Annotated in this window: 26 protein-coding genes and 1 tRNA gene; 15 read left to right on the forward strand and 12 right to left on the reverse strand. The window is 45.6% G+C overall.

The window, feature by feature from the left end; translation table 11 throughout:
- Window positions 1-27: 27 nt before the first annotated feature.
- From infB to ARCVE_RS02285, 5 genes are all read left to right on the forward strand, one after another.
- Window positions 28-1,794 (forward strand): translation initiation factor IF-2, encoded by a 1,767-nt coding sequence (gene infB / locus ARCVE_RS02265; RefSeq protein ID WP_013683163.1) that lies wholly within the window; start codon window positions 28-30, stop codon window positions 1,792-1,794.
- Window positions 1,795-1,829: 35 nt separating this feature from the next.
- Window positions 1,830-2,402: a phosphatase PAP2 family protein gene (locus ARCVE_RS10740; RefSeq protein WP_052302951.1), complete on the forward strand. Its 573-nt coding sequence runs from the start codon at window positions 1,830-1,832 to the stop codon at window positions 2,400-2,402.
- Window positions 2,387-2,923, forward strand: coding sequence for a hypothetical protein (locus ARCVE_RS02275; RefSeq protein WP_013683165.1), 537 nt, complete (start codon window positions 2,387-2,389; stop codon window positions 2,921-2,923). Before ARCVE_RS10740 ends, ARCVE_RS02275 begins: the two co-directional genes overlap by 16 nt.
- 74 nt (window positions 2,924-2,997) lie before the next feature.
- Window positions 2,998-3,396 (forward strand): 30S ribosomal protein S6e, encoded by a 399-nt coding sequence (locus ARCVE_RS02280; RefSeq protein WP_013683166.1) that lies wholly within the window; start codon window positions 2,998-3,000, stop codon window positions 3,394-3,396.
- 2 nt (window positions 3,397-3,398) lie between these two features.
- Complete coding sequence (locus ARCVE_RS02285) at window positions 3,399-4,016, forward strand: methyltransferase domain-containing protein (protein ID WP_013683167.1); 618 nt, start codon at window positions 3,399-3,401, stop codon at window positions 4,014-4,016.
- A 67-nt stretch (window positions 4,017-4,083) separates the two neighbouring features.
- On the opposite strand, the gene ARCVE_RS02290 is transcribed toward ARCVE_RS02285, so the two are convergent.
- Complete coding sequence (locus ARCVE_RS02290; RefSeq protein ID WP_156785992.1) at window positions 4,084-4,377, reverse strand: hypothetical protein; 294 nt, start codon at window positions 4,375-4,377, stop codon at window positions 4,084-4,086.
- Between the two features lie 396 nt (window positions 4,378-4,773).
- Between ARCVE_RS02290 and ARCVE_RS02295 the strand changes: the two genes are divergently transcribed.
- The 4 genes from ARCVE_RS02295 to ARCVE_RS02310 all read left to right on the forward strand — a co-directional run bounded on the left by ARCVE_RS02295 (window position 4,774) and on the right by ARCVE_RS02310 (window position 8,463).
- Entirely contained in the window at window positions 4,774-5,637 is an 864-nt protein-coding gene (locus ARCVE_RS02295; protein WP_013683169.1) for a hypothetical protein, read from the forward strand.
- Window positions 5,625-6,059, forward strand: coding sequence for a nucleoside 2-deoxyribosyltransferase (locus tag ARCVE_RS02300; RefSeq protein WP_013683170.1), 435 nt, complete (start codon window positions 5,625-5,627; stop codon window positions 6,057-6,059). The genes ARCVE_RS02295 and ARCVE_RS02300 overlap by 13 nt, the downstream gene beginning before the upstream one ends.
- Complete coding sequence (locus ARCVE_RS02305; RefSeq protein WP_013683171.1) at window positions 6,046-6,690, forward strand: DUF5591 domain-containing protein; 645 nt, start codon at window positions 6,046-6,048, stop codon at window positions 6,688-6,690. The genes ARCVE_RS02300 and ARCVE_RS02305 overlap by 14 nt, the downstream gene beginning before the upstream one ends.
- A 135-nt stretch (window positions 6,691-6,825) precedes the next feature.
- On the forward strand, window positions 6,826-8,463 hold the full coding sequence (locus ARCVE_RS02310) for a multiheme c-type cytochrome (protein ID WP_013683172.1): 1,638 nt from the start codon (window positions 6,826-6,828) through the stop codon (window positions 8,461-8,463).
- A 120-nt stretch (window positions 8,464-8,583) separates the two neighbouring features.
- Here the strand turns inward: ARCVE_RS02310 and ARCVE_RS02315 are convergent, their stop codons facing one another.
- Window positions 8,584-9,825, reverse strand: coding sequence for an ATP-binding protein (locus ARCVE_RS02315; protein ID WP_083809308.1), 1,242 nt, complete (start codon window positions 9,823-9,825; stop codon window positions 8,584-8,586).
- Between the two features lie 171 nt (window positions 9,826-9,996).
- Here ARCVE_RS02315 and ARCVE_RS02320 point away from each other — a divergent pair, with 171 nt between their 5' ends.
- Complete coding sequence (locus ARCVE_RS02320) at window positions 9,997-10,629, forward strand: RNA-binding protein (protein WP_013683174.1); 633 nt, start codon at window positions 9,997-9,999, stop codon at window positions 10,627-10,629.
- Here the strand turns inward: ARCVE_RS02320 and ARCVE_RS02325 are convergent.
- Together ARCVE_RS02325 and ARCVE_RS02330 are read right to left on the reverse strand one after the other, a co-directional pair.
- Entirely contained in the window at window positions 10,626-11,804 is a 1,179-nt protein-coding gene (locus ARCVE_RS02325; RefSeq protein WP_013683175.1) for a TIGR04053 family radical SAM/SPASM domain-containing protein, read from the reverse strand. The two genes, ARCVE_RS02320 and ARCVE_RS02325, sit on opposite strands and share 4 nt — an antisense overlap.
- Window positions 11,805-11,828: 24 nt before the next feature.
- Complete coding sequence (locus ARCVE_RS02330) at window positions 11,829-13,832, reverse strand: DNA topoisomerase I (protein WP_013683176.1); 2,004 nt, start codon at window positions 13,830-13,832, stop codon at window positions 11,829-11,831.
- A gap of 156 nt (window positions 13,833-13,988) precedes the next feature.
- Between ARCVE_RS02330 and ARCVE_RS02335 the strand changes: the two genes are divergently transcribed.
- Window positions 13,989-14,063, forward strand: a tRNA-Ile gene (locus ARCVE_RS02335).
- Between the two features lie 69 nt (window positions 14,064-14,132).
- On the opposite strand, the gene ARCVE_RS02340 is transcribed toward ARCVE_RS02335, so the two are convergent.
- The 5 genes from ARCVE_RS02340 to ARCVE_RS02355 all read right to left on the reverse strand — a co-directional run bounded on the left by ARCVE_RS02340 (window position 14,133) and on the right by ARCVE_RS02355 (window position 15,723).
- A complete protein-coding gene (locus ARCVE_RS02340) occupies window positions 14,133-14,492 on the reverse strand; it encodes a nucleotidyltransferase domain-containing protein (RefSeq protein ID WP_013683177.1) in 360 nt (119 codons plus the stop codon).
- Complete coding sequence (locus tag ARCVE_RS11475; RefSeq protein ID WP_198002013.1) at window positions 14,428-14,664, reverse strand: HEPN domain-containing protein; 237 nt, start codon at window positions 14,662-14,664, stop codon at window positions 14,428-14,430. The genes ARCVE_RS02340 and ARCVE_RS11475 overlap by 65 nt, the downstream gene beginning before the upstream one ends.
- The gene (locus ARCVE_RS11680) at window positions 14,652-14,813 is read right to left on the reverse strand and encodes a HEPN domain-containing protein (RefSeq protein WP_013683178.1); all 162 of its coding nucleotides are present in this window, start codon (window positions 14,811-14,813) and stop codon (window positions 14,652-14,654) included. The genes ARCVE_RS11475 and ARCVE_RS11680 overlap by 13 nt, the downstream gene beginning before the upstream one ends.
- Before the next feature lie 89 nt (window positions 14,814-14,902).
- The gene (locus ARCVE_RS02350; protein WP_013683179.1) at window positions 14,903-15,430 is read right to left on the reverse strand and encodes a nucleotide-binding protein; all 528 of its coding nucleotides are present in this window, start codon (window positions 15,428-15,430) and stop codon (window positions 14,903-14,905) included.
- Window positions 15,430-15,723, reverse strand: coding sequence for a UPF0175 family protein (locus ARCVE_RS02355; protein ID WP_013683180.1), 294 nt, complete (start codon window positions 15,721-15,723; stop codon window positions 15,430-15,432). The genes ARCVE_RS02350 and ARCVE_RS02355 overlap by 1 nt, the downstream gene beginning before the upstream one ends.
- Window positions 15,724-15,936: 213 nt before the next feature.
- Between ARCVE_RS02355 and ARCVE_RS02360 the strand changes: the two genes are divergently transcribed.
- Window positions 15,937-16,836: an IS481 family transposase gene (locus tag ARCVE_RS02360; protein WP_048085492.1), complete on the forward strand. Its 900-nt coding sequence runs from the start codon at window positions 15,937-15,939 to the stop codon at window positions 16,834-16,836.
- A gap of 86 nt (window positions 16,837-16,922) precedes the next feature.
- On the opposite strand, the gene ARCVE_RS02365 is transcribed toward ARCVE_RS02360, so the two are convergent.
- Window positions 16,923-17,501 carry an acylphosphatase gene (locus ARCVE_RS02365; RefSeq protein ID WP_013683182.1) on the reverse strand — a complete coding sequence of 193 codons (579 nt, stop codon included), beginning with the start codon at window positions 17,499-17,501 and terminating at the stop codon, window positions 16,923-16,925.
- An 84-nt stretch (window positions 17,502-17,585) separates the two neighbouring features.
- Complete coding sequence (locus ARCVE_RS02370; RefSeq protein ID WP_013683183.1) at window positions 17,586-18,164, reverse strand: acylphosphatase; 579 nt, start codon at window positions 18,162-18,164, stop codon at window positions 17,586-17,588.
- A gap of 274 nt (window positions 18,165-18,438) precedes the next feature.
- On the opposite strand from ARCVE_RS02370, the gene ARCVE_RS02375 reads away from it, so the two are divergent.
- Window positions 18,439-18,699, forward strand: coding sequence for a hypothetical protein (locus ARCVE_RS02375; protein WP_013683184.1), 261 nt, complete (start codon window positions 18,439-18,441; stop codon window positions 18,697-18,699).
- Window positions 18,677-18,898 carry a DUF2283 domain-containing protein gene (locus tag ARCVE_RS02380; protein WP_013683185.1) on the forward strand — a complete coding sequence of 74 codons (222 nt, stop codon included), beginning with the start codon at window positions 18,677-18,679 and terminating at the stop codon, window positions 18,896-18,898. The genes ARCVE_RS02375 and ARCVE_RS02380 overlap by 23 nt, the downstream gene beginning before the upstream one ends.
- A 1-nt stretch (window position 18,899) precedes the next feature.
- Here ARCVE_RS02380 and ARCVE_RS02385 read toward each other — a convergent pair whose 3' ends face one another.
- Complete coding sequence (locus ARCVE_RS02385) at window positions 18,900-19,202, reverse strand: hypothetical protein (RefSeq protein WP_052302954.1); 303 nt, start codon at window positions 19,200-19,202, stop codon at window positions 18,900-18,902.
- A gap of 182 nt (window positions 19,203-19,384) precedes the next feature.
- Between ARCVE_RS02385 and ARCVE_RS02390 the strand changes: the two genes are divergently transcribed.
- Window positions 19,385-19,801, forward strand: coding sequence for a hypothetical protein (locus ARCVE_RS02390; RefSeq protein WP_013683186.1), 417 nt, complete (start codon window positions 19,385-19,387; stop codon window positions 19,799-19,801).
- Window positions 19,802-19,836: the final 35 nt, after the last annotated feature.

The raw sequence follows: 19,836 nt of genomic DNA on the forward strand, positions 1-19,836 counted from the left end.
GTATAGCGGATATAGGTATAGCAGACCATGAAACAGCTCCGAACACCAATAGTCTCAGTGCTCGGTCACGTAGACCACGGAAAGACTACGTTACTTGACAAAATCCGAAGAACGAGAGTAACTGCTAAGGAAGCTGGAGGTATCACCCAGCACATAGGTGCAACGGAGATCCCAATCGATCTGATAAAGCAGATATGCAAGGACATCTGGAACGTAAAGGTAACGATTCCTGGCCTTCTTTTTATTGATACTCCTGGCCACAAGGCCTTCACAAATCTCAGAAGGAGGGGCGGGGCTCTCGCTGACCTCGCAATCCTCATAGTTGACGTAAACGAGGGATTCAAGCCCCAGACGGAAGAAGCAGTATCTATTCTAAGAACATTCAAGACACCCTTTGTTGTTGCAGCTAACAAAATAGACCGCATCCCTGGATGGCAGAGTAGTGAATATGCTCCTTTCCTCAAGTCCTGGGCCCAGCAGGATGATTTTACGAAGCAGAAACTTGAGAATAAAATATACGAGCTGATAGGAGATCTGTACCGTTTCGGCTTTTCTGCAGATCGATTCGACAGAATAAAGGATTTCACGAGGACTGTTGCCATAGTTCCGATTTCGGCTATTACCGGAGAAGGCATTCCTGAGCTGCTAATGATTCTTGTCGGTTTGGCTCAGAAATACCTCGAAGAGAACTTGCGCCTCCAAGTTGAGGGGAAGGCGAAAGGAACAATTCTCGAGGTGAAGGAGGAGAAAGGACTCGGCATAACGTGCGACGTCATACTTTACGACGGGACGCTGAAGGTTGGAGACACAATCGCCATAGCCGGAAAGGACGACGTAATCGTTACGCACGTTAAGGGAATCCTCAAGCCGAGGCCTGCCAAAGAGATGCGTGTTGAGAGCAAGTTTCAGAGTGTGAAGAGCGTTACGGCCGCTGCAGGAGTCAAACTCGTAGCTCCGAACCTTGAGGGCGTTCTTGCTGGCAGCGAGTTCGAGGCAGTTGAGAGCGAGGAGGACATAAAGAACTTCAGAGAGAGAGTAAAGAAAGAGTACGAGGAGATAAGCATACAGACCGACGAAGAGGGCGTCGTGCTTAAAACAGACACACTTGGTTCTCTTGAGGCTTTAATTAACGAGCTTAAGGAGATTGAAATACCAATAAAGAAGGCAGAGGTTGGAGACGTTGACAAGAGGGATGTCGTTGAAGCTTCGGCAAACAGAGACGAACTTAATCGCGTAATTCTTGCGTTCAACGTAAAGCTACTACCGGGTGTTGAAGAAGAAGCGGCAAAGTATGGTGTCAGAATATTCAAGGAGGATATAATTTACACTCTGCTCGACAAGGTTAAGCAGTGGAGAGAGGAGGAAAAACTTGCGAGGGAGAGGCAGAAGATTGAAGCACTCGTCAAGCCCGCGAAGATCAAGCTCCTCAAGGAGTTCATTTTCAGGCGGAGCAAGCCGGCGGTAGTTGGAGTAAAGATTCTCGCAGGTGAGCTCAGAAAGGACGTCCGCCTGATAAAGCCCGACGGAAGCCCGGCTGGTGTCGTTAGAAGCATGCAGAAGGAAGGAGAAAACGTCAGCGTGGCCAAAGAAGGAGAAGAACTCGCAGTCGCCATCGATGGAGTGACGATAGGCAGACACCTTGAAGGTGACGAAGTGCTTTACGTTGACGTGCCGGAGAGACATGCCAAGATTCTGGAAAGGGATTTGATGGACACACTCAGCGAAGAGGCTAAGAAGGCGTTTAAGGAGTTCCTCGAGATAAAAAGAAAGGAAAACCCGTTCTGGGGCAAATGAGCCTGTTTTATCAGCTAATGTTAATTTATCAGGATGTGTTCAACCCAAAGTATTTCCTGTTGCTTTCAGCCGTTTTAATTGTCTTTTACGACTGGAAAAATTCCTCCCATGATTCCCGACACCTTTTCGGAAGACTCGCCGTAATCTCCGCATGCTACGCTATCGGCATAGAAACAATGGATTTCCTCCTGCAGCAGGTTTACGCACATTCTTCGAGCTTTCCGCAGTACCTTGAAGACTTTTCCGCAATAGCGGGCATGATGCTTGGCCTAACACTTTCCGTTGCTCTCTGGAGAAAGCTCGGATACGGCAGAGAAGTCATCTGCGGAGCTCTTGGCCTGATTGCAGTGTCAGTACCCTACACAGCTATTTCCTACATCTGGAACATCTCAGGACATGTAACGTTCACGGCCGCTCCAGTTACCTATCTCACTGCGTTGGACAGGCGCCTCGCAATCCTTTACGTAATTCCAGCAATTATGGTGCTCAACAGGCCTGTCGTTGGCGCTCACACGGTTCTGCAGAGTGTTGCCGGGTTAATTCTCGGCATCTCGATGATGCTCGTGGGTGTGAGGTGCTACCGGGCGGGATCATGCACCACGTGCTGAGGTTTTATTCCGCGAATCAGGAGCTTGTAATCAGGTTTTACATGCTTGGGGCGAAGTTCACGAGGCTGCCAGTTGTTGGACGGCTTGTAAGGGCTCTGATGAACTGGTATGCAGTGACCCAGCATGCTGCCTGGATTCTAACTCCGGAGGAGGCAAAGAAGGTTATAGATTCGGCAACGAGCATCGCTGTTGGGGACTGCAAGTGCAGAAAGGTCTTCAGGAATTGCGATAACCCGATAAGGACGGACATAGTCATTGGAGTGGGCTACGCCGTTTTTACCGAGGTTAGAAGGGAGGAGTACGAGGAGATAAGCAAGGAGGAAGCGAAGAAGATAATCGACGAGTGCAGCAGAAGAGGGCTCGTTCAAAGCCTCGTGAAGTGCAGGGGTGAGGTTTATGCAATCTGCAACTGCTGCACGTGTTGCTGCGTTCCCTTAAGACTCAGAAGGGATTACGGGATAAAGAAGGTATGGAGGAGAGACAGGGAAGTTCTGAACGAGTTGCTTGATCGGATTGACTGAGTCACTCCTGCGCAGCAGGGCAGTACCCAATAGCTTTATAAATCCTTTGGGCTGGCGCTGAAAAGGTGGTAGCAATGGAGTTCAAGGTCGTCATTTCGGATCCTGCAACCGGAAAGGCTTATCAGAAGGTCGTGAGTGGAGCAAATGCTAACAAGCTCATAGGAAAGCAGGTAGGTGACGTGGTCAACGGTACATTGGTTGAACTTCCGCCGGACTACGAACTGCAGATAACGGGCGGAAGTGACAGAGATGGCGTGCCGATACGCCCTGACATCCCTGGAAGTGGAAGGAAGAAAATCCTCCTTTCCGGTGGAGTTGGATTCAGACCAAAGGAGAAGGGTCTGAGAAGGAGGAAGCTCGTCAGGGGCAGAGTGATCAGCAGGGACATTGTCCAGATAAACATGAAAGTTGTTACCCACGGCAAGGTGCCCCTTGAAGAGTTCTTCAAGAAGACTGAGGAAAGCAAGGAATAACCATGGGCGTCCTTGAGGACAAGAAGAGGGCGAGGATTTTTTATAAGTACTTTTCGAAGATTTACGATCGAGTTAACCCCTTCTTCTACTCCGACGAGATGCGAAAGACCGTCGTTGACATGGCCGAAGTCCACTCCGGCGATACTGTTCTTGAGGTTGGTTGCGGAACGGGCTTTACGACTGCTGAAATCGTGAGGAGAGTTGGAGAAGAGAACGTTGTAGCAGTCGATTTGACTCCGGAGCAGATGGAAAAAGCAGTTGCGAGATTCCCCAGTGCGACTTTTCTGAGAGGAGATGCGGAAAATCTGCCTTTCAGAGATGGCTGCTTCGATGCAGCAATTTCGGCTGGAAGCATAGAGTACTGGCCGAATCCTCAGAAGGGAATTGAGGAGATGGCAAGAGTTACCAAGAGCGGGGGTAGAATAGTCATACTTGCTCCCCGCAAGCCCGACAGCTTTCTCGCGAGAAAATTTGCCGAATCCATAATGCTTTTCCCCTCAACCCAGCAATGTGTTGCTTGGTTCAACAAAGCCGGGCTTGAGGATATTAGATATGTGGAGATGGGACCATACTTTTTCTGGAGCAAGCTTGTGGTGATTATTTCGGGGAAGGTGCCCTGATTTGTTGTCTCCCTGAAATGCTAAAAATAATTAAGTTAGGCAAAATATTAAGAATAATTTAATGAATCTATTTTGCGTAGAAGAACACGCACTTAAAACCTTCCTTTGCCTCCCACTCGAAGGATATTGAGATGCTTTCTCTGCCCCTCAGCTCCACGTCCTGTCTGTGTATCTCGTACTCCGGTGTTGCGTACATGGCCGCCTGCTGGGGAGACATTATTATTTCGGGGGCCCAGTAGAAGACAGCTACGAAGCTACACGGCTCCTCGTCTGCGTTCGAAATCTTTGCCTCTATTCTAACCTTCTCACCCGGGCTCGGTACGGGGTTCGAAAACCGTATGCTTTCCGCAATAAGCTGCAAATTTTCCACTCTCCTTTATCTTGCTACTCACTCCCCACTCCTGGTAGGATAAAAATGTTTGCATCGGACGCATTCTATAATTAACATAATCTTCAACTCCACCTAAGTTCTTTTTGTAATACTCGTAGACGAAAATGGGAGTCAGATATTTTCTGGATTTTTTAATCTTCTTACTGATCTATTCTATAATTTCTCAATAGAGTTTACTACTGAGTTGATTGTAGTCTTCCGTGGATTAAATATTAGAATGCAATTTTAAGAAATATGTATAATAATATCTGTATGAATGACGAAAAAATGTAAGTGATTGCAAAATGTAATGATTTATATTGTGAAATCTACAGCAGTGGAGACAATATCGGTAATAGTAAATACTTGCAGTAAAAATCTAACATTATGTGGGTACGCCTCGGCAAGTACGATCATGATGATGCAATGGAGATCGTTTCTCATCTGAGAAAGGCGAAGATCAGGTGTGATGTAAAGCCGTTTATCGACTGGAACCTGAAGGAGAGGTATTACTTAAAGGGCAAATTCAGCGAATTAAAGAATTACGGCTTTAAGGAAGTTGAGAAGTGGGAAAAGTATATTGAAATACTCAGGAAAATACTCACTAAACCTCTCCCAATCAAGGAATTTGAGGAAAGGTTTCTCTCTGAGGTTAATCCTGAAAGGCATGCTCTCGTAAAGAAGTGCATCGAGCTTGTGGGGAGCGAGGTAGACCTGAGTAGGCTCAGAGAAGCAGGTATAGATCCTGCCGAGTTTGCGGACGGTCTCTGGGAGGAGCGCAACCTCATACTCGAGATATACGATATGCTCGAGATGAACGGAATAGAGATCGGGGAGTTCGTTGAGGGCAAGCTGCCCGAAGATCCGGAGCTTATAATTGAGCTTGAGGAGTACAAAGATGGGGCGAGAACACTGTACGAGCTTGAACTGTTCAAGGCTTGGGAGGTGTACGTGGATGCTGTAAGCGTCGCAGGTAACGTAAACTTCGACGAGGACTTTAAGATTCAGTACTGGGATGAGTTTATTCTTCTTGCCTCCATTGCGAGTATGATCGAGAGCTTTATGTCCTTCTTGTCTGAGAACCCTAAGACTGATATCGATGCACTCAAAGACCTCGAAAAGGGGTTTATAGAGGGGGAAGCTATTGATGTAGCAATTGAGGCGGAGGGAATTACTGAAGACATTATAAAGGCTCTCGAGGAAGTGGGTATGGTAAGGAGGAGAGGTAGAGTGGTGTTATGGCAGGATTGAAGGTATTTCTCGCAGCCCCCTTCTTCTGTGAGGCGGAGAGGGAGTTCAATATAAAGGTTGCCGAGTTTCTCAGAGATAACGGGTTTGAGGTATGGATGGCTCAGGAAAACCCGTTCATATCTGACGGAAGCGAGGAAGAGAAGAGGAGAATTTTTGAGATGGATCTATCTGCGTTGAAGGGCTGCGACGCGGTTGTCGCAGTCCTCGACGGCGAGTGCATAGATTCCGGGACAGCCTTCGAGCTCGGCTACGCGTACGCAATGGGAAAGCCCATTATAGGGATAAAGACGGATTACAGGACATTCTCATCTATAGAGGGGCTAAATCTCATGATTGAAGTTGCCGTAAGGCTGATAAAGGCTTCAACGTTTGAAGAGCTGAAAGGGAGGCTGTTGGAGGCCTTAAGAGATGTTAAGCCTTGAACAAGCGTTAAAACTCAATCCCGGATTGAATCCAAAGCTTTTCCTTCCTTCGCCAGAAGACGTTCTCAGAATTCTGGAGGAGGAGCCGGTTAAGAGCTGGCTGGAGTTCATTGCCAATGAGCATGTGGCTCCGAAAAGGGAGGTACTTTTGCTCGTTCCCTGCACGGCTAAAAAGCCCTATGATCCCCCTCGCGATGAACTGCATTGCAGACTTCTTGAGCTTGAGAAAACGTATGACCTTTATCTTGTTTCCGTTTCCGAGCCTCTCGCTTTAGAGCCGAGGGAATACTGGGACTTCCGCTGGAGGGGGCACAATCTGATCTATGATGCACCATTCTTTCCGTGGATTGAGCGCTATGGCTACAAATGGAGTGATGAGATAGCTGAAAAGGTGTGGAGTAGGCTTGCTGATGTGGCAAAAGCATGGCAGAAGAGAAACAACCACTTTGAACGAGTTATTTGCTTTGCAACACCCAACTCCGGTTACAGAAGGATAGTGGAGAAGATGCATGTTGATGTATTTGTTCCGGATTTTGAACCAGACATTGACGTGAGCTACGAAGAAAATACGGATTTGATTTACACTCATCCTGACGTCTGGAGGAGTTTGCTGGATGCGCTGACCTTATGATTGCTGAGATACGTCATCAACTTCTATTTTCCCAGCTTATTCTGACATACTTCTATACTCTCACCAGTTGAATGTTTAGTGTGTGTTTACAAACACAAGAAAGATTTATGTTGGAAGTAGCAAATAAAAAATAGTATGCGCCTCATACCGGTTCTCGTACTGATTCTTGCACTCTTAATGGCCGCATGTGCTGAAAAGCCAGAACCTGTTGGGAAGGCGGAAACAGTAAAACCAACTGTGAAGCCCATTGAAAGGGAAACACTTTATGAAAAAGCCGAGGAAAGAACGCTCTCGACTGCAACCACCTCTTTATTCGCAGCATCGGGCAACTGCGAGTTCTGCCACAATGGATTGGTGGACAGAGATGGAAACGATGTATCCATAGTCAATGACTGGAGCCAAACCATGATGTCAAACAGCGCAAGGGACGCACTCTGGCAGGCGAAGGTGAGCTCGGAGGTGAGCAGGAATCCACATCTGAGAGAAGTGATTGAGGAGAAGTGTGCAGCATGCCATATGCCCATGGCGAAGGTTCAGGCAAAGGTTGACGGGAAAACAATTGCTGTTCTGGACGGATTTCTTAAGGATGGCGAGCTGCACGAAATTGCGATGGATGGTGTGTCGTGCACACTCTGCCACCAGATTCAGGATGTGAATTTTGGTAAGGAAGAGAGTTTCAGCGGTGGCTATGTTATAGACACGGAAACACCAAAGCCCGACAGAACGATATTTGGCCCCTTTAAAGAGCCTGCAATGGCGCTGATGATGAAGAACCACGTTGGCTACACACCTGAATTTGGCAGCCATGTCGAGGAGTCGGAGCTGTGTGCTGTGTGTCATACGCTCTATACGCCTTACCTCGACTCTAACGGTAGTGTTGCCGGTGTTTTCCCCGAACAGACTGCTTACCTGGAGCTGCTTCACAGCAGCGTGAATAAGAGCTGTCAGGATTGTCATATGCCCAAAACTGATGGTGTCAGGATATCTTCGCGGCCCATGAATCCAAATATGCTTCCCGAAAGGTCACCATTTGGCAAACACCACTTTGCTGGAGGCAACGTACCGATGCTTCAAGCTTTAGGCTGCTACACTGGAGCTGAAAGAACGATGGAGCAGTTGAGAACTGCCGCCACTCTTACCATAGAGAGCGCAGCTAAAAAGGGAGACGAGATAGAAGTTATTGTGAAGGTTGAAAACAAAGCCGGGCACAAGTTCCCGACTGGTTTTCCATCGAGAAGGGCATGGATACATTTGAAGGTTGTTGATAAAGATGGAAACGTGGTATTCGAGTCCGGCAAACCCGACAGCGATGGCCGCATTTCTGGATGCGATTCGGACGAAGGGAAGGGTTACGAGCAGCATTACGACGTAATAACGAGGAGCGATGAAGTGGAGGTGTACGAATCGGTGATGGTTGATACGGAAGGGCAGGTTACCTACACGCTGCTGAAAGGAGCGAGGTACATCAAAGACAACAGACTGCTACCCTATGGCTTCGACAAGACAACGGCAAGCGAGGATATAGCAGTTCACGGCAAGGCTGCGGAAGACTTGAACTTTGTTAGAGGGGGTGACGAGGTTAAATACATCGTGAAAACATCGGGCAGTGGCCCGTACAGGGTTTATGCAGAACTGCTCTACCAGCCGGCTTCATATCCCTTTATCGCTGATCTGCAGAAAGACGATACGGAGTATGTGGAGAAGTTTTTAGCAGATTTTGCCAGCGTTGAAAAGACAATAGCAGTATCGTCGGCCGAAGCTGTCGTAGAATAATTTTGCTAATTTTTACTTTTTTGTCGAAGTGAAACACCTAAGTCTCTGTAATATCCTCCAGGTCATAGATCAAATAACCAAGCTCTATTAACTTCTTTTTTCCATCAATCTTCCTCGCTATTAGTCCATATTTCTTTTCCCCGCCAACTCTAACTTCTTCGGCTTTTCCTCCAATTCTCGCAGAATTCTCGCAGCTTCTCCATAACTCAGGTCTTTCCATTTCACCTCAAAAAAGTACGTTTCCTTTCCCAGCCCAACAAGGTCTATTTCAACGTCTTTATACCACCACCTACCCACCGGACACCTTAACCTGGAAACCAAAAACTCCGCTGCAACGTCTTCAAAAGCCTGTCCCACGAAAGCATTGAACTGATCTTTTATAAGATCCAGAACGTAATCGATCTCATTCATCTCGAGAAAGCTCCTGTTGGGATACACGTATCTGAACCAGAATCTGTAGAAGTTATCTGCAATTCTGTATATTGCTCTTCTCGACTTCTTTTCCGTGACAGGAATTGTTCTTTTAATAATTCCAATTTGCTCCAGAGTCATTAAATACTTGGGAAGCTTGTTCTGTGGAACTCTGCTCTTGTCTGAAATTTCTCCAAATCTGGTTGCCCCTTCTGCAATGGCGTTAAGAATTGCAAAGTAGCGGGAATAATCTTTGAACTCCTCAAAAAGCAAATTCATCGGCTCGTTGTAAAGAAAGCTTGTTCTGCTCAAAATCTTATTTTTTATGTTTGTCATGATGTCCGTGTCTTCAAACTCTTCCAGATACCTTGGCACTCCACCAAGAACTGCGTAAACTTCTACGAGCTCCCTTGCGGAGTAGTTGGGAAAGAACTCCTTTATATCTGCGAATTTCAACGGTTTTACTTCCAGTTCAGCTGTTTTTCTGCCATAGAGTGCACTTCCATAGCCCAGAGAAATTTTGTAAATAGTCGAAATAGTAGAGCCGCAGAGGATCATCATTATTTTCGAGTTCCTGAGAACTTCCCACCACCTCTGCAGTATGGTTGGGAAGGCTTTGTCCACCTTGTACAGGTACTGAAACTCATCCAGAACAACCACGACTCTTTCATCTACTGCGCTCAGAAACTCAAAGAAGTCATCCCAGTTATCGAATCTGACAAAGCGGTACTGTCTCGAAACAACTCTGGAAAATGAATCCAGAATGTTCTCGGAAACGTCTGCAATCAGATAAATGTGCTTTTTATCCTTAACGAACTCCTGGAGTAGTCTCGTTTTCCCTACTCTCCTTCTTCCGTAAACGACAATAAGCTCAGCTCTGCCGGATTCGTATCTCTGCCTGAGAAAGTCCAGTTCAAACGTTCTGTTTACAAACATACTTTGAGGCATCATACTTTAGAGTATGTTATTTTTTAATAAGGATTTAGGTTTGCTTGGACGGTACTATACAATAACACCAAGCGCTTTTGCTTGTCGAAAGGGATAGTCGATGAGCTTCGGTATAGTTCCTATCCAGCACACAAAACCCGCTACCTTTTTTTAGCCCCTTGCCAACAACCAAACATGGACACCTCGCAGGATTTCAGGATAAGGATGGCTGAAAAAGCAATTGCAGAACTCGAGAAGCTCATGCAGAACGTCAAGGTTCAGAGACGCAAGGAATTCCTCAAAGAGCTGAAGACAATGCAGAGCTACGTTCAGGTAGTCAAGTACTCTTACATGCCTCCTGAACAGCTTGCACAGCTTTCTGAATTCTCAAACCTCGTAAAGAAGGCCTGGGAGATTAGGAATGCCATAAAAAACGCAGAGAAGGATTTTAACTACGTTCAGGCAAACTACTGGCTCGAATACGTTGAAAGCCTGCCAGTACTCATGACGAGAGGCGAGATAAGCAGGGCTTACGAAGCGATCAGATACTTCAGCGGCGAGATAACCAACAGGGTTGAGATTGGCGGCCTGTGGCTCTGCACATTTGATTGCAACTTCAGGCTCGATGTAGTTACGAACAGCGAGGCGTTTAAGCCGGGAAGGTATGCGGTTGTAGCATATCTCCCGCCGAGAAGGTTTGGCGATGTTGTAAGCGAGGGGATGTTCGTTGATGCAGATCTGGGAAAGAAAGGGGAGTTGAGCATAGATGAGATAAGAGGACTCGATGCAGGAGAGGTTGAGGCGATAATCCTCAACATCCTCTCTTAGGGCTTTATCAGTTCGAATTTGCCAGGCTTGTATATGCATCTCGGCTCTGCAGCAAGGTAATCGCCAGTCATTGCGTAGGCTCTTGCCCTCGATCCCCCGCAGAGGTAGCGGAACTCACATCTGCCACACTTCCCCTTCAGCTTTTCCGGATCTTTCAAGTCCTGAAATATCTTCGATTTAGAGTATATCTCCTTTAAACTCGTCTCTCTTACATTCCCAGCAACGATGGGCAGGAAGCCGCTGGGATATACCTCGCCGACGTGGCTTATGAAGAACATGCCTCTGCCATCTGTTATGCCCATCATCCTTCTTATGCCGTCTGCTGCAAGGCTCCTTCCGTGGGCTCCTGCAACTATGGGCTTGCTGTTACCTTCTATTCCCAGCTCATCCTCAATTTCGTCAAGTTTTGCCCTCAGTTCGTAGTAAAGTTCTCCAAACTCCGGCTGGATGCCCTTGTCCCTCATGTACTCGATCCTTCGCAGGTGCGTAGCAGCGGAGCTCTTAATGTTGAGCGGGGTTTCTTTGCCAACATCGTAAAGCCAGTTGAGAATGTCCTCAAATTGCTGGGCGGTGGGCATGTATTCTGCTTTGGCTCTCCCTGTCGGAACGACAAAGAAAACATCCCAGAGTGCAACCTCCTTTTCGATGCATATTTTTACGAGTTTTGGCAGATCTGACATGTTGAAAGTTGTGACGGTTGTATTTATCTGCCTCGAAATTTCGAGTTCCTTAGCCATGTCCAAGATTTCCATGCTCGTTTCAAATGTCCCCCTTATTCCACGGAAATAGTCGTGGATCTCTGCCCTGCTGCCGTCGAGGCTTATGGCTATTCTCGCAATGCCTGCATCCTTCATCTTCTCGAGTTTCTCTCTCGTTGCAAGTGTGGTTCCGCTGAAAGCTATGGCGGTCCTTATGCCCTTCGAAGTCGCTTTGCTGACTATATCGAAGACGTCATCTCTCATCAGAGGATCGCCGCCGGTTATGACAACAAGGGGGTAAGGCTTTCCGAACTCGGTTATCTGCTCAATGACGTTGAAAGCTTCCTCGGTCGTCAGTTCGTTGGGGTGTCTTTCCTTCTGTGCTCTCGCTCTGCAGTGCTTGCAGGCAAGCATGCATGCTCTTGTAAGCTCCCAGAATATTATGAAGGGCTTCTCCCTGATGTCAAAGTTATGCATAACCAGTGCTTTGTACAGAAGGATTTAAGCTTTATCTTGCTTCGCTTTCCACTCGAGGTAGTTGCAGTAGGGACAGCCGAGGTCCCAGTAGCCCTTCTTCGTCCTGATCTTTATCTTCTTTATGCTGTGCTTCTCGCACTCCTTTGCCGTGATATACAGCGTGCCGTTCTGAGGCAGCGGAAGGGTAAAGCTGCATGCCGGGTATCCGCTGCAGCCTATGAACCTCTTTTTGCCCTTCGTTTTTCTTATAACGAGTTCCCTTCCACACTCCGGGCATTTTCCTACCACTTTGTCCTTCTTTACTCCTTCTCTGAGACTCTTTGAAAGCTCTTTGACGTCTATGTTGCTCAGAATCTCGTCGAGGAACCTGACTGACTCTTCAACAACCTCTTCATCGCTCAGCTTTCCTTCTGCTATCGCGTCCATGTCCTTCTCGAGCTTTGATGTCATGTCAGGCAGTGTTATCGTCTCTGCATTGCTCTTGAGTGCCTCAATAACAGCAAAGGCAGTCTGGGTGGGGCGAAGGGGGTTGCCATAGACGTACTTCCTGCTGTAAAGCTTCTTTATTATCTCGTGCCTCGTCGATTTCGTTCCCAGGCCGAGCTTCTCCATTATTCTGATGAGGTTGCCCGTCGTGTACCTGCCCGGCGGCTTTGTCTCCTTTTCGAGGAGTTCTTTGTTCTTAATCCTCAGAATCTGTCCTACGGTTAGATCGGGGATGCTTACTTCTTCGGCCTTTGAATAGATGTATATTGCTCGCCAGCCGGGGCTGAGCAATCTTCTGCCTGTAGCTCTGAAAAGCTCTCCGTTCGCATCGATTTCTACGCGCTTTACCTCCCATATTGCTTCCGGGGCGAGTGTTGCGAGGAATCGCCTTACGACGAGTTCGTAGATCGTCCATTCTTCCTTACTCAGTTCGCCCTTTTTCGCCACGGCAGTTGGGTATATCGGCGGGTGATCCTTGCTCTCCTTCTTTCCCCTCGAGGGTTTGATTGAGGGCTGGGAGAGAACGATTTTTGCCTCTTTTTCGAAATCGGAATTCAGAAAGGATGTGGCTATTGCCTTCAGGTTGAGGGTTGGCGGATATATTGTGTTGTCAGTCCTTGGATAAGATATGTAGCCGTTCATGTAGAGAGTCTCAGCGACATTCATGGCCCTGTCGGGGCTCATGAATTTCGAAGCCTCTCTCAAAAACTCAGTGGTGTTGAAAGGAGTGGGCCTTGCTTCTTTTCTCTCTTTCTTTTCGAATGTTCTTACGGCTGCTGTATTGCCTATTTTCTTAAAGGCAGCCTTTGCCTTTGCCACGTCTGTGAACCTTTCGACGTGTTTTGCTGTAAAGCACTCACCGTTACAGAATTCTGCAACGATCTCCCAGTAAGGTGTGGGCCTGAAGTTTTCAATCTCCTTCTCCCTCTCAACGATGAGCCGGAGTGTGGGAGATTGCACTCTGCCAACGCTGAGAAAGTCTCTGCCCATCCTGCCGGAGGAGATGGAGATGAGCCTCGTTAAAACCGCTCCCCATATCAAATCTATGCGCTGTCTCGTTTCCGCAGCCTTCGCCAGATTGATATCCACCTTGCTTGGGTTAGAGAAGGCCTTCTTTATGTCTGCCGGCGTTATTGCGCTGTACTTCGCCCTATCAACCTTAACATCTGGATTTACCTGCTTTACGATCTCAAGGGCCTCGAAGCCTATGAGTTCACCCTCTCTATCGTAGTCCGTCGCAACCGTAACGCGATCGACCTCCCTGGCAAGTTCTTTCAGCAGTCTGGCTATCCCCTTCTCCTTCACTTCTTTTACGAGTTCGGCACGGAGGAGAGAGCGAAGGGGAACGTTCTTCCAGCTATTGTACTCCTTCGGAAAATCGAGCTCGACAATATGCCCTTTCAGGCCAACAACGTAGGCATTCGATGAAGGTGAGTGGTAATAGGAAACTCCGTACTTCTTGAGCTGTTTTACGTCGTTAAACAGGATGGACGCGATTCTTCTCGCAGTGTTGTGTTTTTCCGTAATTATCAACCAGCCCATAGCGCTCGTTTGTTGCTGTAGATTTGTACTTTTCTGATGCTGTTGTTGTTACGACTTCCCCAGGCATCCATGAATAAGATTTATAAGCCAGAGGTGTCACATTGTCTCGCAGGGATCGAACCCCGTTCAACGCCGGTCAGCCCGGCTCATTGGCAAGGGCCCGTAGCTTAGCCAGGTCAGAGCGTCCGGCTCATAACCGGACGGTCGAGGGTTCGAATCCCTCCGGGCCCACTTATTTTTGGTTGCTGTGGGCTTCTGGTGCAAAATAAGCTGAGGAAGGTGGGGTAATCAGGGTTTAGGTCATTTCCTCTCAAAGAGTACGATTCCTTTTTTCAACGCCTCCTCGACAAGCGGATTGATTTCGGATACTGTATAGGGAAACACCTCAACAGGGAAGTCGATGGAAAACTTCTCGAGATATTCTGGGATTTTATCCATGAATCTCCTGTTATCTTCTCTCAGCAGTATCAGTACGTCTGCGTCGCTCCCCGGAACTGCCCTCCCTTCAGCCAGAGAGCCAAAAAGAACTATCTTGACGACTTTATCGTCTTTCTCTCCCACCTCTTTAGCAACCCTGTGCAGCTCTTTAATCAGCTCATCCCTCTTCAGCCAGAATACTCTCACAGAATTCAATGACTCTTCTACAATAAAGGATCGCATTTCTTGCATCCTCCTCCGTAAAATACTCAAAAGGACTGCCGGAATCGAATCCGTTTGGATAGTATCTGTCCAGAGCCCTTGCACAGTTTAAGACGTCGTCTGGAACCGATATTTTTGTAGCGAGCATCCTCAACAAGTCGAAGACAGAATGTCCCCATGCTACGGAACCCATTTTCTGAAACACAGCTTTAACAGCTTTTTTTGGCAGCCTGCTGTGCAGCAAAGCATGACCACTCCGTAAAATCCGTCGCGCATAGCTTCTTCCGCCATTTCAAAATCTCTCTTTGCCTGTCTAATCCAGTCTCGACTTCTTTCTGGCATTTAAAGAAACTTTAATGTATGACAAGTTAAAATTCTTTTGGTCTATATAGAATTCGTAACAAAGGCAATACGGATATTCGCTAACGTATTCAATCAGAACTCAGTCTTTCAAGAGTTTTATGGAAAAGGTTGACAACTCCTGCGTCAACCCAGAAACCCTTCTCTACAATCCTTTCAAATGTCTCAGCACATTCTTTCCTGCTCAAAAGCCCGACCTTATATGACTTCAGAAGTATGTATATCGTTCCCTTACACTCAATCCTGTAAATCCGTGCAAATCTTTTTGCATCTTCGTCATCGGATAAGAGAAATCTGTCATTTGCATCCAAGCACAATGCTATACATTCAATTTCCCCCCTCCCCAGCTGAAAGCCAAGTTTCTTTAAATGTCCTCTGATATCATACATCGTCTCTTCTCTGGGCTTGTGCACAGATAGAAATCTACCAATTTCATTTTTTACCCTTAAGGCATCCTCAAACCCTTTTTCTTCACCTTTCACAACAACTTCACGATACACAGCTTCTGGAACTTTAAGCGAGCCATAAAGTTCTCTCAAAAGACGCAGCTTCTCCACCTTTGCCAGATAGATGAGGGGAGAAGAATCCGCTACTGCCATTAGAGATCTGTCAGTTCGGTCTCAATAAGCCCGACATCCAGTCTAAGCGTATATCCTCTTCTCCTTAACTCCTGATGGAATTCCTGAAGAGTTAATCCTGCTTCTTCCGCAGCAGCACCTTGCGAAATTAACCCCCTCTGGTACTTCTCTATAGCCTTCTCTATCTTATACTCCCTGAGCCCTTTTTCAATAATTTCCCGAAGAACTTCCGAAGGTTGTTTGCCTTCCTCTTTTGCTATTCTATCTATTTCTATAATCCTGTCTTCCCTGAGTCTGATCGTTTTGACCTTCATATTATTTGTATGCTATCAGAATACATAAGTGTTGTGGTTTATTTATTTTATTTCGCAGGTCATTTATAGATGATTGCGGACGTGGCATTTCGGCATTCTGAGGTTTCTATTGTGGGCGACGAACGAACTTTTCTTCAGAATAAAAATCTTGAATGCATTTGTTTGTTCACTGTCTTATCCCAAAATTATTTCACAACCCAACATCCAACTCTTGTGAGAAAACTAACGAACAAGAAGATCAGGTGGATAATCAGACAACTAAACAAAGGAACTCCAGTGAGAGAAATAGCCGCTGTGATGAGAGTAACGCCAAGAAGGATCTATCAGCTTAAAAAACAATACGAAGAAACAGGAAAGATACCAGAACTAAAAAAAGCAGGAAGGAAACCAAAGTTAATAGATCCAGATATAGAGCAAATCGTTTTGCAAGCTTACCACAAATACAAACTGAGCCCTGTAACCCTTGAAAAACTGATAGAAAGAGATTATGGCATCCACATTCCCCACAACACCATCTACAAGATCATGCTGAAAAACAACCTTGTGGAGGAGAACATGAACAAGAAGAAGCAAAGAAGGTGGGTAAGATTTGAGAGAAAACATTCCATGAGTTTGTGGCAAGGAGACTGGAAAAAGCTTGGAAATAAGTGGATAATAGCCTTCATGGACGACGCTTCCCGTTTTATCACCTGCTACGGCATCTTTGATTCTGCTACTGCAGAGAACACAATAAAAGTTCTCAAGAAAGGATTCGCTGAGTTTGGCATTCCTGATGAAATACTGACCGACCACGGAATTCAGTTCGTTGCAGCTAAGAGCAGAGAGAAGGCTAAGCACAGGTTTAAGGATTTTCTGGCTGAGAATGGAGTTAAGCATATTCTGGCGAGAGTGAGTCATCCTCAAACAAACGGAAAGATCGAGAGGTTCTTTGGCTTGATGGAGCAGAAGCTTAGTCTTTTTGATTCTGTTGACGAGTTTGTTTATTGGTACAACTTTGTCAAGCCACACATGAGCCTGAATTTTGATGAACTGGAGACACCTTATCAGGCTTTTCTCAGGAAGTTGCCTGCTGAAAGGGTTTTCGAGTACGGGAGGTGGTTGTTTGAGGAGTGAAATTATTTCGGGATATCACACATTTGTTTGTTCACAACTTCCTCCAACATAGCAGCTCGTTCTTAGTAAGGTTTCGATTAATGGTTTTACATTATTCCGGCCCTCTTTAAGGCCTTTTCAATCTCAGAAATCTTTGAATGAATTTCCTTGAGGTTTAATTCGAGGTATTCTTTCAAATCTGAACGTAGTAAATCCACCTTTCCTCCCAGTTCATCTCGCGTCTTTTCGGATTCTACTTTGATCGTTTCTTTGACGTTTCTGATCTCTTTAATCGTCTCGTCCTGCTTCTCTATCATCGAATCCTGTCTTTTCAGCATCAAGTCCTGCTTCTCCAGCATACTCAACCCAACTTGAACTATCTTTGATAGCTGGGCAGTATTTAGGCTTGCCCTGAATTTCTCTATGTCTCTAACCCTTCCCTCATACTCTTCAACCCTTATTTCTTCGACAACAGCTTTTTCGGGCTTATTAGTTTTGACGTACTCGATAAAATCCCTAAGCTGCTTTTCATCTCCTTCAACTAAAACAATTAGGGCTTCCTTACCATCGATTTTAACATTTCTGGCATCAAATTTAGGAATAAACAGATAATCGGCCTCTTCAAGCAGAAATAAGCGGTAACCAACATCGTGAACCTTGCCTTTAATGATCATCTTGACTTTCATAAACCAGAGTTTGTTCGGGCAATTAAATAAATTTCGATTGCTTTGATTGGCTGAAAGCCTTAAAATAAGCCTTAAAATGTTTTATCACATTATCCCAGCCTTTTTTAAAGCCCCTTTAATTTCGGCTATTTCCTCCTGTATTCTCCTGAGATTCGACTCCATGTACTCTTTCAGATCTGAGCGAAGCAGGTCTACCTTCTCTCCAACTCTATCTACTCTGTCTCCAACACTATCTACCTTTTCGCCAACTTTATCCACCTTTTTCCCAACTGAGTCTATCTTAGCTCCCAGTTCTTTCCTCGTTTTATCACCTTCTTCCCTGATACTATCTCTAATTTCTAACAGAACTGGAATTGCTTTCCCCCAGTGCTCAATCTGGAATGTCTGTATGCTTCTCTCAATCGGAGGGACTTCATATCTGTATTCTTCAAAGCTTATTGATTCAACAACCGCTTTTTCAGGCTTCTCCTTTTCAATTCTCTGTTTTACAATTTCAACAATTTCATCGGAAGCGTCTACCAAAACCATTACAGCCTGCTTACCATCAATTTCAACGTTGAAAACTCCAAATCTGTCAATTCCGTATTCCAAGGCCATATTTATCAGCTTGACCCTGTATCCAACTCCGTGAACCTTACCCTTTATTATTATTTTGATTTTCATAAACCAGAGTTTGTTCGGGCAATTAAATATATTTCGATTGCTTCGGATTGGTTTGCTCTGACCACATGTTGAAACCTTTTTTTAGCGATGTAAGATGTTTTACACGGCCTTGCATGTTGTTGAACATTGTTCTGTGTTTATGCTGTTGATCTATAGCCCATCGATAGCCCTGCTATACCATGCGAACATCACGCTCTTCGCAAAGCAAAAATAGCAGAAAATTTATACAATTTATGCTTTATAAAAATCAAGCCAGAAATTAAGAGGTGACCGTATGCGGTTTACCAAGCATGCTGAGGATAAACTGAAGCTGCTGAAGGAGCATGGATTTAATATTCCTGAGAATTTTGTAGAAGAGGTTGTTAGAAGTCCCGACTTCATAACTTATGAAAAATATGGGAGAAAGGCCGCATACAGGAGACTGGATGACAGACTTGCACTAAGAGTTATATACGAGGAAGTAGGAAATGAAATTGTGGTGGTTACAGTTATGGTAGTCAGGAGGGCGAGGTATGAAAAAAATTCTGTACGATAAGGACTCAGATGCTCTTATAATTGTTGTATCGGATAAGAAACTGGAGTATGAAGAGGAGGTAGATGACCTGATAGTCGGGTTCTCTAAGGATAATGAGCCGGTATGGATAGAGATACTTGATTTCAGGAAGAGGTTCCTTCCGGAAGTTATAAACAAAATCGCAGACAGTGGTGTTCCGATAAAACTTTTAGAAGTGTAAACTACATAATTCCAGCTTTCTTCAAGACTTTCTTAATTTCGGATATTTCACCGTATATTCTTTTGAGGTTTGTCTCCATGTATTCTTTCAGATCAGATCTCAGATTTGCTATCTCTTCCTTAACACCCCTGATTTCACTCTTCAACTCAGTCCTTGTCTTCTCTCCCTCTTCTCTCACGGCTTGCTTGACTTCTCTGATTTCTTTGATTGTTTCATCCTGCTTTTTTAACATTTTAGCTCCATAGCTTGCTATCCTGTACAGCTGCTGTGCGGAGAAAAACCTGTGGTAGTTTTCAATGTCCATGACAAAGCCATCATAATCTTCAAAATTAATTGATTCAACCAAAGCCTCATCAGGCCTTTCTTTCAGAACAAAGCATTAAATTACCATTTGAATTAAGGAAATCGTAATTGTAATGACAACATTAAAATAACATTCTAATAAATTTAGAAAAATTTTTATGTTAGTATTTTTAGGCTGCAAGCATGAGGGCGCTGGCAGCGATACTTGTTTTCGTTGTTATGGGAACTGCGATGGCTGCAGTGTACTATTTCTCTCTGGAAAGCGACGTTAAAGTGAGCGAGACGAACCTCTCGGTTAGCCCCGGAAGTTTCTCTGTTACCGTTGCCAAGGGAGCAAGCTACGTCAGAACCGTAACAATAGAAAACACCGGAGAAAGTGCGGATATCTACTTTGAGAAAGTCGTGGAAGGGCCAGATCCGGATGCAATCAGCGTATCATTCCACGATATTTACGGAAACTCGATATCGTCCTCGAATAAGCTGAACGTTCCCGCTGGTAGTGATGAGAGTCCGTCACAGGTGAAGGTTAACGTGCACATAAGCGTTGATGAAGATGCGGAAGAGGGTGAATACACGGTGTACATACAGGCTAAAGGATAGTTTGAGTAATTTTATTTTTTATTGCCCTTGTGAAA

The sequence above is a fragment of the Archaeoglobus veneficus SNP6 genome (genome assembly GCF_000194625.1).
GTDB lineage: Archaea > Halobacteriota > Archaeoglobi > Archaeoglobales > Archaeoglobaceae > Archaeoglobus_C > Archaeoglobus_C veneficus.